A 13,451-nucleotide genomic window follows, 5' to 3' on the forward strand; every position below is an offset into this window, starting at 1 on the left:
GTTCAGCGCCTGCTCTACCAGCGGGCCTTCCGTCCTGCATGAGGGGAACGACGTGACCGCGACCACAGACACACACGCCGTTGAGGCGATCGATCCGCAACGCGCCTACGCCGTCCTGGTCTGCGATCTGATCGGCCTGCGCTTCGACGCTGACGGAAAACCGGACCCTACGGAGGTGCGGGCCCATATCGAAGCCAAGGGCGGCCGCTTTCATGCGGCCGGACTTGGCGACAAGGCCGCTCTCGAACGCGGGCGCGTTCATTTCTTCTACCAGCCGGATCTCAGCACTCGCGAAGAGCTGATCGAAGCCGCCGGCGACGGACGCTATGATGCCGTCATAGCCGCCGCGACCTTCCTGCCCGCCGAAACCGTCTTTCCGCTGGCCGGCGTGCGGATCGGCGCCGGCACCGGCAATATGGGCTCGCGCTCCTGGGGTGGCGGCAGTGGCGAGGGCGGCACCGCGGTGCTGATGAACACGCCGGGCATCAACAGCCGGGCCACGGCGCAGATGGTGATGAAGGCGATCCTGAAAGTGCTGCCGGATCTCCCGGTCGACACGCTTCACAGCCGTGTGGCGCGTGGTGCTTTCGACACCGGCAGGGACCTGCGCGATTTCCCCACCGAAAAGCTCGAAGGCAAGACCATCGCGATCATCGGCTACGGCAATATCGGCCGCGAGGTGGCCAAGCTTGCCCGCGCCTTCGGCATGCGCGTGGTGATCCACGCGCGGCCACGGCACCGCGACTGGATAGAAGCCGAGGGCTTTGCCTTTGCCGCGGACCTTGTCGAGGCGGCCGGAGGCGCCGATGTGCTCAGCGTTCACGTTGGCCTGGGCAAGCAGGATGCGCAGACCGGGCGCTACGCCAATGCCGGGCTCATTGGCGCGGACGTCTTGTCCCGCATGAACAAGGGCGCGGTGCTGGTCAACTACGATCGCGGTGAACTTGTCGACATCGAGGCTCTTGATGGAGCTCTGAATACAGGCCGGCTACGCCACGCCGCCATCGATGCCGATCTGTTCAGGGATGCCTCGACTGGCCGCCTGTCCGGGCCGATGCTGCCTTATCTCGGCCTCGTCGAGAAGCATGGCGCCAGGCTTGAACTCCTGCCGCACGCTGCCGCCGATACGGACCACCCGTCGCGCGTCGCAGGCGCCAAGCAGGCTGTCGACCAGATATTCGATGTCATCTGCCGCAAATCGGTAACGAATGCGAAAGGCACAGTGCCGCAAGGCTACCTTTCCCTTGGCGCCACCACGCCTCCAGGCATTGGACCTGTGACGGCGGACCACCTTTTGAAACTAACCTCCAGCGACTGCGCCGAATTGGCGGATCTCTGCGATCGGCAAGGCCGTCTGTGGAAGGCTCTCTCCGATACCCCGCCTGCCGAGCGAGGCGCGATTGTCGTCGAACAGGGCGACGAGCTTGTCCGGTTGATCGACCGCTTCTGCCTTCTGGCCGAGAACCTCAATCTGAGGGGACCTTTTCAGAAATAGTCCGGAGTTCTCAGTCCCGGGGACCGGCCACCATACGGGCGACCCGCGTCATGTCGGCGCTCATCTCACGATCGTCGTCGAGCGGGCTGACGAGCGCACGCACCGCAGCAAAGGTGCGCTGGGGTCCTTCGCCCATGCTGTCGACGACGCCGCGCAACTCCACGCCCGTGGCCGCGAAGATCAGTTCCATCGCAACGAGATAGCGCAGGCGCTCGATGATTTCGGCTGTCTTGGCCACCACACGCGGCGCCATCGACGACTGGTCCTCGATGCCGTCCGACACGGCCAGCGGGCTGAGCGACATCGGATTGGCGAGATGCCGGATTTCGGCTTCCAGCGCGGCGAGTGGCTTCTGCAGTTCCGCATAGCCCTGGCGGCTGCCGCCCCTGGCCGACAGGAACCGTGGCAACCCGGCAATTGTCGGCGACATCAGCTTCATGCAGCGATTGGCCGTACCCACCGCGCAATGCGCGAGCGCCTGGCCGAGCTGCTCCCAGGCCAGCGTCATCGCGGTGAGGTCGAAATTGCCGTTCGAGACGACGCGTTCGTCTTCGGGCAGGATCACCGGGTTGTCGCCGGAATGGGTGAGTTCGATCTCCGTCGCGAGCTTCGCCTGTTCGAACGCGTTGAGCAGGCCGCCCCAGACTTGCGGCACGCAGCGATAGCTAAGCGGATCCTGAAGCCGCCGCGCCGCTCTGTCCTTCCACAGGCCGCTTCCCGCGAGTTCCGCGCGCAGCCGTGCGCCGATCTCGCGCTGGCCGAAAGCCGGCCGCGCGGCCAGGGCATCCTCGTCGATCGCGGTCAGCGAAGAACGGAACGCCTCATAGTTGAGCGCCACCGCGGCCAGCGCCCAATCGATGAGATGCGCGACATCCTCGAGACACAGGCACGCGGTGCCCGTCGACAGGCTGTTGGCGACGATGATGGCGTGGCCGTCCTTCTCGCGCAGGTCAAGCGGTTCGAGCCCGGCCAGCGCCAGCGCCTCGCCCGACGGCATGATCCTGCCTTGGAACTCCGTCTCGCCGTCGCCGCGCAGCGCTCGCGCCATGTGGCCAAGATGGGCAAGGTCCGCCGCGCCGATCGATCCCCAGGTGGGGATCACCGGATGGACGCCGGCGTTGAGCGCCGCCACAAGGCCCATGACCACGCGTTCGGAAGTGCCGGTGCCGCCGGCGGCCATGCCCGAAATGCGCGCGGTCATCAGCGCGCGCACCGCCTCGGTCGGAAGGGCAGGGCCGATGCCCATGCTGTGGCTGAGGGGCACGCTGTGCTGGAAGGCGATGAGATCGGCCTGCGCGAGCGGCGTGTCGACACAGGCGCCGAGGCCTGTCGTGACGCCGTACATCGGCTTGCCGAGCCCGGTGAGGTGCTCGATCAGCGCGCGGCTCGCCCGGATGCGCCGCATCGCCTCCTCGCCCAGCATCAGCCGCGCATTGCGCCGCGAGATCTCGGCGACGTCAGCCGCGCCAAGCGGCTTGGCGTCGAGCAGTATCATTCGGGCTGTCATGTCTCGCCTGTATCCTGTGACCAGAGACCCGGACCAGCGGCGCGGCGGGCGTCGCCATTTGTGGCGGCATGCTGGCTGGACTGCAAGCCATTCCCATTATGGCAGCGATGAGAAGGCAGGCGGAGGGACCAGGATTTTGCGATTACGCCGATCGCTCCGCGACAGCGTCCGGCACCACCACCAGCTTGCCGACAAAATCCTTTGCGACGAAATCGGCCTGCGCGTGGTGGAAATCGGAGAGCTTGTAGACGCCACCGACCAACGGTCTGATCTTGCCCTCCTCGATGTAGCGAACGATGCGGCGGAAATCGGCGCGCGTGCCCTGGCTCGAGCCATGCAGTTGCAACTGCTTGAGATACATGGTCCTGAGGTCGAGCTGGACGACCGGGCCTGCAATCGCGCCGGCCGTGGTATAGCGGCCCTCGGGTCGCAGGATGCGCAGCAGGTCGTTGAAGATCGCGCCGCCGACGAGATCGGCGACCACGTCGATCGGCTGGCCGCCGGTCGCTTCGGTCACGGCTTGCGGCAGGTCCGCGACGCCACGGGTGATGACCGCCTCGGCGCCGATGTCGAGTACGGCCTGTTCCTTGCCCTTGCCGGCGACCGCATAGGGAATGGCGCCACGCGCCCGCGCCAGTTGCACGATGCCGGAACCGACGCCGCCCGAGGCGCCCGTGACCAGCACGCGCTCGCCAGCCTTCAAGCCGGCGCGTTCCAGCATCTGTTCGCCGGTGAGATAAGCGCAGCAGAAGGTGGCGAGTTCGACGTCGCTCATCTCCGTGTCGACGACATGCGCGTTGTCAGCTGGCACAGCCTGATACTCGGCATAACCGCCATCGCGGCCGTGGCCCATATAGTCGATGTCGGCGAGTGAATCGTCGTCGCGGTTGTAGATGGAGAAATCGACCATCACCCGTTCGCCGATACGGTCCGGTGATACACCTTCGCCGACGGCGGCGATGGTGCCGACAGTGTCGGTGCCCTGGATGCGCGGGAAGGTCAGCGTATTGCCCTGCCTTCGCCAGGTCGACACCGCGCCCGCATCCTCCTCGGTACCATAGGCGCCCTGGCGCACCCAGACATCGGTGTTGTTCATCCCGCAAGCGCTGACCCTTATGAGCACTTCACCTGAAGCGGGGGCAGGCACTTTGACATCGGTGCGGTAGACGAGTTTTTCAGGTCCGCCATGCCCGGTGAGCAGCACGGCGGCCATGGTGGCGGGGAGGGTTTTGGTCATGGCATTCATGGGTCGGTCTCAGAGATTGGCGAATACGCTGTTCACGGCATCGGCGGTCTTGGCCACCACGATGTCGGCCTCCTCGCGGGTCAGGCACAGCGGCGGCGCGAAGCCAAGTATGTCGCCCTGCGGCATGGCGCGGCCGATGACGCCGCTGGCGGCAAGGGCCGTGGCGACCTGCGGTCCGATCTTGAGCGAAGGATCGAAGAAGACACGGTCGTCGCGATCCCTGACGAATTCCACCGCCGCCAGCATACCGTCGCCGCGCACCTCGCCGACGTGTTTGTGGCCGCCGACGGCCTTGGCCAGTTCGGCACGGAAATAAGCGCCGGTCTCGCCGGCATTCCGCACCAGGTCCATCTCATCGATCAGTTCGAGATTGGCGACGCCGGCTGCGACGCAGATCGGATGCGCCGAATAGGTCCAGCCATGGCCAAGCGAACCGAGCTTGTCCGAACCCTGCACCAGGACCTGCCACATCTTGTCGGCGACGATGACGCCCGACAGCGGCGCATAGGCCGAGGTCAGGCCCTTGGCGATGGTGATCAGGTCAGGCTTGATGCCGTAATGGTCGGAGCCGAACATGGTGCCCAACCGGCCGAAGCCCGTCACCACCTCGTCGGCGACCAAGAGCACGTCGTACTTTTTCAGCACGGCCTGGATTTTCTGCCAATAGCCAGCGGGCGGCGGCACGATGCCGCCAGTGCCGAGGATTGGCTCGCCGATGAAGGCGGCGACGGTTTCAGGCCCTTCGGCGAGGATCATCTCCTCCAGCTTGTCGGCGCAATGCTGCGAGAACTGTTCCTCGCTCATCGAGCGGTCGGCGCGGCGGAAATAATAGGGCGCCTCGGTGTGCAGGATCGGCGCGCGGGGCAGGTCGAAGGCATTGTGGAAGAGGTCCAGCCCCGTCAGCGATCCCGTCATCACGCCCGAGCCGTGATAGCCGCGCCAGCGCGAGATGATCTTCTTCTTCTCCGGCCGGCCCAGCACATTGTTGTAGTACCAGATCAGCTTGATGTTGGTTTCGTTGGCATCCGAACCGGACAGGCCGAAATAGACCCTCGACATGCCCTTCGGCGCGCGGTCGATGATCATCTTCGCCAATGTGATCGAGGCCTCGGTGCCGTGCCCGACATAGGCGTGGTAATAGGCGAGGTTCTTTGCCTGCGTGGCGATGGCGTCAGCGATCTTCTGGCGGCCATAGCCGACATTGACGCAATAGAGGCCGGCGAAGGCATCGATGCTCTTCCTGCCGTTGTTGTCCCAGACGGTGACGCCTTCGCCGCCGGCCATGATCCTTGTCGGCGATTCACCGCGAGCGTGCGTGCCCATATGGGTCGAGGGATGGAAGAAATGGTCGCGATCCCAGGCGGCGAGTTCGTTGGACTGGTCGAGCATTTTTTTTACTCCTTGAAAATTCCAGTGTGGCCTACGCCACGTCGAGGCATAGATATTTGAGATCAGTGAAGGCCTCCAAGCCGTGGCGCGAGCCTTCGCGGCCGATGCCGGACTGCTTGACGCCGCCGAAGGGGATCGGCGCGCCGGTGATCTTCACACGGTTGATGGCGACCATGCCATAGTCGAGCGCGCGACCCATGCGCTGCTGACGCGCGCCATTCTCGGTCACGACATAGGCGACGAGGCCATATTCGGTCGCATTGGCGCGGGCGATCACCTCGTCCTCGTCGTCGAAGGATGTGACGGCGGCGACCGGACCAAAGGTCTCCTCGCGCATGATCAGCGCTTCGTCGGCGACGTCGGCGAGCAGTGTCGGCTGGTAGAACAGCGGCCCGGCCTGATGCCGCTTGCAGCCGGCAAGGCAGCGCGCGCCAAGAGCCATGGCGTCAGCGACCTGCTCTTCGACCTTCTTGACGGCACGCTCATGCATTAGCGGCCCGATGTCGATGTCATCGCCGAGGCCATTGCCGGTCCGCAGCGCGTCTATGCGCTTGGCAAATGCGGCGCAGAAGCGGTCGTAGAGCGGACGCTGGACATAGATGCGGTTGGCGGCGAGGCAATCCTGGCCTGATGTGGCGAATTTGGCGTCGACGGCAATGGTCACCGCTTTGTCGATATCGGCATCGGCAAAGACGATCAGCGGCGCGTGGCCGCCGAGTTCCATGACCAGCCGCTTCATCGTCGGCGCACTTTGCGCGGCGATCAGCCGGCCGATCTCGGTCGAGCCCGTAAAACTCATGGCCCGCACGCGCGGATCTTCGCACATGCGTCCAACGATCGTCGCGGCCTTGCCTGTGACGATGTTGAAGACGCCGGCCGGCAACCCGGCGCGCTCGCCGAGTTCGGCCAGCGCCAGCGCCGAAAGTGGCGTCTCCGAGGAGGGATGCGCGACGATGGTGCAGCCGGCGGCAAGCGCCGCCGCCGCCTTGCGGGTCAACATGGCCGACGGAAAATTCCACGGCGTGACCACGCCGACGACACCGAGCGGTTCGCGCCGCACCATCATTTCCGCGTTCGGCAGATGGCTGGTGACGCTCTCGGCGTTGAGGCGCTTCGCTTCCTCCGCATACCATTCGATGAAGGAGGCGGCGTAGTCGATTTCGCCGAGCGACTCTTTGAGCGGCTTGCCCTGCTCAAGCGTCATCAGCAGAGCCAGATCAGCCTTGGCGGCGATGATCAGCTCGAACCATTTTCGCAGGATTTTCGAGCGCTCCTGCGGCAACAGCGTCCGCCAGGCCGGAAAGGCGCGCGCCGCGGCGTCGATGGCCTTTGTCGTCTGACGGCTGTCGAGTGCTGCGACGAAGGCGACGGTGGTGCCGGTTGCCGGATCGGTCACCTCGAAACTCTCGGCCGCGTCGCTCGCCGTCCAATGGCCGTCGACGTAGGCGAGTTCGCGCAGCAACCGGCGGTCGGCGAGCCGGTCGAGCGCGTCGTGGCGATGCGAGCGGGCGAAATGCGCGGACATGGTCGAAGCCTCCCGGTTCGGTCTGATGCGGGGAGACTATCCTTCGCCGGCAGACAGAGAGACTGTTTGGGCGCCTGATCAGAGAGAGAATCTCTCTATTGCGCCGTGAGGGCAGCCCGTTTCTCCGGCGCTATGCCGATGCCGGCAACAGGTCCGCAATGGGCAGCGCGATATCATCCTTCACCGTCTTGATGACGATGTAGGTGAAGTAGCGGTCGATGCCGATCTCGCGATCGAGCAAGCCGTCGACCAGCCGCTGATAGGCGTCGATGTCGCGCGCCATCACCTTCAGCACATAGTCAACGCCGCCACCCACCGACCAGCAGGCGACGATCTCGGGGATATCGCGGATGACGCGCTCGAAGCGGTCGAAATCGGCCTGACGGTGGCTGGCCAGCGTCACCTCCATCAGCACTGTGGCGACAGGCGCCACGACGCGCATGGCGATGCGGGCGTGATAGCCCGAGACGATGCCGGCTTTTTCCAGCTTGCGCAGCCGCATCCAGCACGGCGTCGGCGACAGCCCGACCTGCTCGGCCAGCGCCAGCTTGGTGATGCGTCCGTCACGCTGGATGGCGTCGAGGATTTTGAGATCGATCGGGTCGAGTTTCGCAGCAGTCATCAGCGCCCACTTTTTCGTCCATCGTACCATGAGGGGGCATTATTTCGATTGTCAATTGCACTGATTTCGATCTCTAATAAGTCATGACATTGTGGCAACCCGATCCCGCGCTTATCCGCCGGCCAGCCTATCAATCATTGGCCGACCAGTTTGCGCGCGCCATCCATGACGGACGCCTGGCCAATGGCGCGAGGCTGCCGACGCATCGCCGGCTGGCGGACGATCTCAAGCTCTCGGTGCAAACGGTCAGCCGGGCCTATGAGGAATTGATCCGCCGCGGCCTGATTTCGGGCGAGATCGGGCGCGGCAGCTTCGTCCAGACACAGCGCCGCGAGCCGGACCCGCCCTATCTGCCCGAGCGCCTCGGTGAGGTCATCGACCTCTCGATCCTGAAACCGGTCTGCGAGCCGATGCACCTGGAGCGGATGAAGCAGGCGCTGGGCTGGCTTGCCGAAAACCTGCCGTCGAGTTCGGCACTGTCGTTCCGGCCAAACATGGTGTTCCCGCGCCACCGCGCCGTGGCGGTCGAATGGCTGAAACTGTGCGGCCTCGAAGCCTCCGCGCAGAACATCAGCCTGACCAATGGCGCCACCGCCGGCATGACGGTGGCGCTGATGAGCGTCGCGCCACCGGGCTCCACCGTTGCCACCGAGGCGATAGGCCATCACACGCTGGTGCCGCTCGCCCGCTATCTCGGTTTCAACCTCGAAGGCCTGCCGATCGACGAAAACGGCCTGATTCCGGAAGCGCTGGACGAGGCTTGCCGGCTGTCCGATATCCGCGCCGTATTCGTGCAGCCTTCGGTGATCAATCCCACGGCAACGCTCATGGATGGGGCGCGCCGTGAGCAGATCGCGGCGGTGGCGCGCAAGCATGACATCGCCATCATCGAGAACGATGTGCTCGGTCCCCTGGTCGAGGATCGACCGCCGCCGGTCGCTGCTTTCGCGCCGGAGCGGACGCTCTACGTCACCTCCTTCACCAAGATCACCGTGCCCGGCCTGCGCATAGGTTATCTCGCCGCGCCCGACCGTTACGTTGCGGCCGTCGCCAACCGGCATCTCGTCTCGAACTGGATGGCGACACCAATGGTGGCCGAGATCGCCACCAAATGGGTAACCGACGGCACCGCGATGGAGCTGGTGCGCTGGCAGCGCGCGGCGTTGCGTCGCCGGCAGGATATCGCTGGCGAGGTACTGGCCGGCGTCGACTACCGTGCCCGTCGCGACGGATTGCATATCTGGCTGCAACTGCCGGCCGACCGTTCCGAGGAGAGCTTTGTCGCCCAGGCTCGGTTGCAAGGCGTGGCCATAGCCCCGGGCACCTCGTTCCGCATATCGGATGCGCCCTGGCATCCGGCAGTGCGCATCTCGCTGGGTTCGACCACCGAAGGGGAACTGCGCGCCGGTCTCGGCGTTGTCACCAAGCTCTTGCTTGGCGATCCGGAGCATTTGCTGCTCGCAATCTGAGCGCGCCACCCACTATCGCCAGGTGGTTCTGGGGCAACGGCATGCCCAAAAAGCCAGCTGCGATTGACCGGAAAATGTGCGTAATCAGAATAATTGTCATGATATTATTTTACCAATTGACATGATTTGGCGTGTTCCCCATCGTTAAGGGCACAGGCTTCTCCAGCACGGGGAAATTCATTTGTCCGCAACCGCGCCCATCATCAAGGTCGACGCCATCTCGAAGAGCTTCGGCGCCTTCAAGGTGCTGGACGGCTTGTCCATGCAGGTCATGCCGCGCGAGAAGCTGGCGCTGATCGGCCCCTCTGGCTCGGGCAAGACCACGATCCTGCGCATCCTGATGACGCTGGAGCGCATCGACGGCGGCCACATCCAGATCGACGGCGAGCAGCTCTACCACATGGAGCGCAACGGCCAGCTGCTGCCGGCCGACGAGCGGCATCTGGCAAAAATGCGCCAGAAGACCGGCATGGTCTTCCAGCTGTTCAACCTGTTTCCGCACAAGAGCGTCATCGACAATGTGACGCTGGCCCCGATGCTGACCAAGGGCACACCGCGCGCCGCCGCCGAAAAACGCGCGATGGAACTGCTCGACATGGTCGGCATGGCCGACAAGGCCAAGGCGATGCCGGCGCAGCTATCAGGCGGCCAGAAACAGCGCGTGGCGATCGCCCGCGCGCTCGCTTTGCAGCCGAAGATCATGCTGTTCGACGAGGTGACATCGGCGCTCGACCCGGAATTGGTCGAGGAAGTGCTCAACGTCTTGTGGCGGCTCTGCGCCGAGACCGACATGACCATGCTGCTGGTCACCCACGAGATGGGTTTCGCCCACGACTTCGCCGACCGGGTGCTGTTCTTCGATCGTGGCCGAATAGTCGAGGAAGGCAAGCCCGACGAGATTTTCCGCAATCCCAAGCAGGAACGCACGCAAGGGTTCCTGAAGAAGATCATCGCGGCCGGACACCGTGTCTGACCGCCATGCGGGGCGTGCGAACCGCCCACAGGCAAACCAAGAAGAGAAACAAGGAGTTGGGAACAATGAAGAAACTTGGCATTTTGGCCGGCGTCGCCGGTCTCGCACTTTCGGCCGTGCTGGCCGCCTCGATCCCGGGGTCGGCCGACGACAGCAAGCTCGAGCAGCTAAAGTCGCAGGGCTTCGCCCGCCTGGCCATCGCCAATGAGCCGCCCTATACGGCGGTCGCCGCCGACGGCAAGGTTTCGGGTGCCGCGCCCGATGTGGCGCGCGAAATCTTCAAGCGGCTCGGCGTCGCCGACGTCGTCGCCTCGATCTCGGAATACGGCGCCATGATCCCCGGCTTGCAGGCCGGCCGCTTCGACGTCGTCACCGCCGGCCTGTTCATGAAGCCGGAGCGCTGCGCGGCGGTTGCCTATTCGGAGCCGGTTCTGTGCGACGCCGAGGCGATGCTGGTGAAGAAAGGCAATCCGAAAGGCTTCAAGAGCTACGAGGATGTCGCCAAGGACACGTCCGCCACCATAGGCGCGCCGGGCGGCGGCACCGAGGAGAAGCTGGCGCTCAACGCCGGCGTGCCGCGTGAACGTGTCATCGTCGTGCCGGACGGCCAGAGCGGCCTGAAGATGGTGCAGGACGGCCGTATCGACGCCTATTCGCTGCCCGTGCTCTCGATCAATGATCTGATGAAGAAGGCCGCCGATCCGAACCTCGAAGTCATCGCTCCGGTGCAGGGTGCGCCGGTCTATTGCGACGGCGCCGCCTTCAAGAAGGGCGACGAGGCGATGCGCGACGCCTTCGACGTCGAACTCGCCAAGATGAAGAAGTCGGGCGAGTTCGCCAAGATCATCGAGCCCTACGGTTTCTCCGCGGCGGCGGCGATGTCGACCACACGCGACAAGCTCTGCGCCGCGAAGTAGCGCTTCCTTTTTCCTTCTCCCCGTGAACGGGGAGAAGGTGGCCCGAAGGGCCGGATGAGGGGCAGCACAAGCTTTGCTTACGCTGGCACTGCCCCTCATCTGCCTGCCGGCATCTTCTCCCCGTTGAACGGGGAGAAGGAAGCTAACCGCCAACGTTGGAACCCAGATGACCCAGTGGTCCGGCTATTTCGGCCTGATATTGCAGGGAGCGCTTGTCACCATCGAGCTGACGCTGATGGGGTCGGTGCTTGCCCTGATCATGGCCTTTCTCGCTGGCATGGGGCGCCTGTCGCGCTTCTTCGTGCTGCGGGCCCTGGCAACGGCCTATATCGAATTCTTCCGTGGCACCTCGATCTTCGTGCAGCTGTTTTTCGCCTATTTCGTGTTGCCGCTGGTGGGTTTCGAGCTGACCCCGCTGCAGGCCGGCGTCTTGGCGCTGGGCTTGAATGTCGGCGCCTATGCCGCGGAGGTGGTGCGCGGCGCCGTGCAATCGATCGGCGGCGAACAGCATGAGGCCTGCATCGCGCTCAATCTGGGCCGCTGGCAAGGCATGCGCCATGTCATCCTGCCGCAAGCGTTTCTGGTGATGCTGCCGACCTTCGGCAACAATGCGATCGAGCTGCTCAAGGCGACATCGGTCGTCTCGCTGATCTCGCTCGCCGACCTGACCTTCCAGGCGCAGGTGGTGCGCGCCCAGACCGGCAACACTATGGTGCCATTCACCACCATTCTCGTCATCTATTTCATCCTGGCGTTGCTCATCTCGTGGGGTGTGCGCTCGCTGGAACGCCGCATGGCGCGCGGCCTCGACGGAGTGCGCGTCTGATGACCAGCGCATTCCTGATGAATTGGGTCCGCTGATGGATTGGGATTGGGATTTTGTCCGGCAGATCCTGCCGACGTTGATCCAGGGGGTGAAGATCACCATCCTGGCGACGTTGCTCGGTTCGGTGCTGGCGGCGATCGTCGGGTTGGGCATCGCGCTGGCGCGCCGCTCGCCCAACAAGGCGGTGTCGCGCACTGTCGGTTGGGTGGCCGAATTCATCCGCGGCACACCGCTCCTGGTGCAGCTCTATTTCATCTTCTATGTGCTGCCCGACATCGGTATTCTGCTGCCGCCGCTGGTCGCCGGCGTCATCGGGCTCGGGCTGCACTACGGCACCTACACGGCGGAGGTCTACCGCGCCGGCATCGACAATGTGCCGCGTGGCCAGTGGGAGGCCGCCAAGGCGTGCAATCTCAGCGCCCGGCAGACCTGGTCCCACATCATCATCCCACAGGCCATTCCGCCGATGATCCCGGCATTGGCCAACTACTTCATCGCCATGTTCAAGGAGACGCCGCTGCTCTCGGCGATCACCGTGCTGGAACTGATGAACCAGGCAAAAAGCGTCGCCAACACCTATTATCGCTACCTCGAGCCGATCACGCTGGTCGGCGCCTTCTTCCTTGCCATCAGCCTGATTTCGGTCGTGCTGCTGCGCTGGCTGGAACGCCGCTACGGCAAGATCGAAAGATAACGGATGAAGCCTTTGCCCCAGATCAAGCTTGTGCCCAACCGGCCAGCGCTCGATGAGCGTCCGCTGGAGCGGCGCGTTGGCCTCATCATCCTGGCCACCGACCATACGACCGAGCCGGATTTTCGCCGCATGGTGGCGAGCGAACGGATCGGCGTCTATGTCGCGCGCATCCCCTATGCCAATCCGACGACGCCTGAGAACTTGCGCAAGATGCAGCCGGCGCTGACGGCGGGCGCGGCCTTGATCCTGCCTGACGAGCCGCTCGACGCCGTCTGCTATTCCTGCACGTCGGCCTCGGTGGTGATTGGCGATGCCGAGATCGAGACGGCGATCCAGGCCGCCAAGCCAGGCGTGCCCGTCGTCACGCCAACAATGGCCGGCGTGCGCGGGCTGAACGCGTTCGGCGTGCGCCGGATCAGCATCCTCACGCCCTACACCATGGAAACCGCCAGGCCGATGGCGACCTATTTCGCCGAACGCGGCTTCGAAATCCTAGGCTTTACCTGTCTCGGCTTCGAGGACGACCGCGAGATGGCGCGCATTGCCCCAGCGGCCCTTGTCGATCTGGCGCGCCAGGCAATGCATCCGCAGGCCGATGCGCTGTTCGTGTCCTGCACGGCGCTGCGCGGTGCGCTCGCGGTCACCGGCATGGAACAGGCGATCGGCCGCCCGGTGGTGACCAGCAACCAGGCGACCGCCTGGAATTGTCTGCGCCTTTGCGGCGATGAGACGGCCCATCCTGAATTTGGCAGTCTGATGACGCTGCCCTTGCCGCGCGGCTGACGACC

12 protein-coding genes are annotated in these 13,451 nt (G+C 64.6%); 7 read left to right on the forward strand and 5 right to left on the reverse strand.

The window, feature by feature from the left end:
* The first annotated feature begins 52 nt into the window (after window positions 1-52).
* The gene (locus tag EN851_RS17530; RefSeq protein ID WP_135929674.1) at window positions 53-1,495 is read left to right on the forward strand and encodes a 2-hydroxyacid dehydrogenase; all 1,443 of its coding nucleotides are present in this window, start codon (window positions 53-55) and stop codon (window positions 1,493-1,495) included.
* A gap of 10 nt (window positions 1,496-1,505) precedes the next feature.
* Here EN851_RS17530 and hutH read toward each other — a convergent pair whose 3' ends face one another.
* The 5 genes from hutH to EN851_RS17555 form a co-directional block, all read right to left on the reverse strand.
* On the reverse strand, window positions 1,506-3,002 hold the full coding sequence (hutH, locus tag EN851_RS17535) for a histidine ammonia-lyase (protein WP_135929675.1): 1,497 nt from the start codon (window positions 3,000-3,002) through the stop codon (window positions 1,506-1,508).
* A 142-nt stretch (window positions 3,003-3,144) separates the two neighbouring features.
* Complete coding sequence (locus EN851_RS17540) at window positions 3,145-4,248, reverse strand: alcohol dehydrogenase family protein (protein WP_135929676.1); 1,104 nt, start codon at window positions 4,246-4,248, stop codon at window positions 3,145-3,147.
* Window positions 4,249-4,257: 9 nt separating this feature from the next.
* Window positions 4,258-5,637 carry an aspartate aminotransferase family protein gene (locus EN851_RS17545; protein WP_135929677.1) on the reverse strand — a complete coding sequence of 460 codons (1,380 nt, stop codon included), beginning with the start codon at window positions 5,635-5,637 and terminating at the stop codon, window positions 4,258-4,260.
* Between the two features lie 31 nt (window positions 5,638-5,668).
* Entirely contained in the window at window positions 5,669-7,162 is a 1,494-nt protein-coding gene (locus EN851_RS17550) for an NAD-dependent succinate-semialdehyde dehydrogenase (protein WP_135929678.1), read from the reverse strand.
* A gap of 130 nt (window positions 7,163-7,292) precedes the next feature.
* Window positions 7,293-7,784 (reverse strand): Lrp/AsnC family transcriptional regulator, encoded by a 492-nt coding sequence (locus EN851_RS17555; RefSeq protein ID WP_127870501.1) that lies wholly within the window; start codon window positions 7,782-7,784, stop codon window positions 7,293-7,295.
* An 83-nt stretch (window positions 7,785-7,867) separates the two neighbouring features.
* Here EN851_RS17555 and EN851_RS17560 point away from each other — a divergent pair, with 83 nt between their 5' ends.
* The 6 genes from EN851_RS17560 (at window position 7,868) to eutA (ending at window position 13,446) form a co-directional block, all read left to right on the forward strand.
* Entirely contained in the window at window positions 7,868-9,253 is a 1,386-nt protein-coding gene (locus tag EN851_RS17560; protein WP_127870502.1) for a PLP-dependent aminotransferase family protein, read from the forward strand.
* A 181-nt stretch (window positions 9,254-9,434) separates the two neighbouring features.
* Window positions 9,435-10,226 (forward strand): ectoine/hydroxyectoine ABC transporter ATP-binding protein EhuA, encoded by a 792-nt coding sequence (ehuA, locus tag EN851_RS17565; RefSeq protein WP_127279510.1) that lies wholly within the window; start codon window positions 9,435-9,437, stop codon window positions 10,224-10,226.
* 65 nt (window positions 10,227-10,291) lie between these two features.
* Window positions 10,292-11,143 carry an ectoine/hydroxyectoine ABC transporter substrate-binding protein EhuB gene (gene ehuB / locus EN851_RS17570; RefSeq protein WP_127279511.1) on the forward strand — a complete coding sequence of 284 codons (852 nt, stop codon included), beginning with the start codon at window positions 10,292-10,294 and terminating at the stop codon, window positions 11,141-11,143.
* A gap of 166 nt (window positions 11,144-11,309) precedes the next feature.
* Window positions 11,310-11,969 (forward strand): ectoine/hydroxyectoine ABC transporter permease subunit EhuC, encoded by a 660-nt coding sequence (gene ehuC / locus EN851_RS17575; RefSeq protein WP_127870504.1) that lies wholly within the window; start codon window positions 11,310-11,312, stop codon window positions 11,967-11,969.
* Window positions 11,970-12,003: 34 nt separating this feature from the next.
* Window positions 12,004-12,663 carry an ectoine/hydroxyectoine ABC transporter permease subunit EhuD gene (gene ehuD / locus EN851_RS17580; RefSeq protein WP_127870505.1) on the forward strand — a complete coding sequence of 220 codons (660 nt, stop codon included), beginning with the start codon at window positions 12,004-12,006 and terminating at the stop codon, window positions 12,661-12,663.
* A gap of 3 nt (window positions 12,664-12,666) precedes the next feature.
* Window positions 12,667-13,446 (forward strand): ectoine utilization protein EutA, encoded by a 780-nt coding sequence (gene eutA, locus EN851_RS17585; protein ID WP_135929679.1) that lies wholly within the window; start codon window positions 12,667-12,669, stop codon window positions 13,444-13,446.
* Window positions 13,447-13,451 lie beyond the last annotated feature (5 nt).

Origin of the sequence: Mesorhizobium sp. M8A.F.Ca.ET.208.01.1.1 (assembly GCF_004791315.1) — a bacterium.
Classification (GTDB): domain Bacteria; phylum Pseudomonadota; class Alphaproteobacteria; order Rhizobiales; family Rhizobiaceae; genus Mesorhizobium.

What these genes read in the sequence shown, in the direction of transcription:
- hutH (WP_135929675.1), bottom strand. Translation starts at nt 3,002, where the DNA reads ATGACAGCCCGAATGATACTGCTCGACGCCAAGCCGCTTGGCGCGGCT.
- EN851_RS17540 (WP_135929676.1), bottom strand. Translation starts at nt 4,248, where the DNA reads ATGAATGCCATGACCAAAACCCTCCCCGCCACCATGGCCGCCGTGCTG.
- EN851_RS17545 (WP_135929677.1), bottom strand. Translation starts at nt 5,637, where the DNA reads ATGCTCGACCAGTCCAACGAACTCGCCGCCTGGGATCGCGACCATTTC.
- EN851_RS17550 (WP_135929678.1), bottom strand. Translation starts at nt 7,162, where the DNA reads ATGTCCGCGCATTTCGCCCGCTCGCATCGCCACGACGCGCTCGACCGG.
- EN851_RS17555 (WP_127870501.1), bottom strand. Translation starts at nt 7,784, where the DNA reads ATGACTGCTGCGAAACTCGACCCGATCGATCTCAAAATCCTCGACGCC.
- EN851_RS17560 (WP_127870502.1), top strand. Translation starts at nt 7,868, where the DNA reads ATGACATTGTGGCAACCCGATCCCGCGCTTATCCGCCGGCCAGCCTAT.
- ehuB (WP_127279511.1), top strand. Translation starts at nt 10,292, where the DNA reads ATGAAGAAACTTGGCATTTTGGCCGGCGTCGCCGGTCTCGCACTTTCG.
- ehuC (WP_127870504.1), top strand. Translation starts at nt 11,310, where the DNA reads ATGACCCAGTGGTCCGGCTATTTCGGCCTGATATTGCAGGGAGCGCTT.
- ehuD (WP_127870505.1), top strand. Translation starts at nt 12,004, where the DNA reads ATGGATTGGGATTGGGATTTTGTCCGGCAGATCCTGCCGACGTTGATC.
- eutA (WP_135929679.1), top strand. Translation starts at nt 12,667, where the DNA reads ATGAAGCCTTTGCCCCAGATCAAGCTTGTGCCCAACCGGCCAGCGCTC.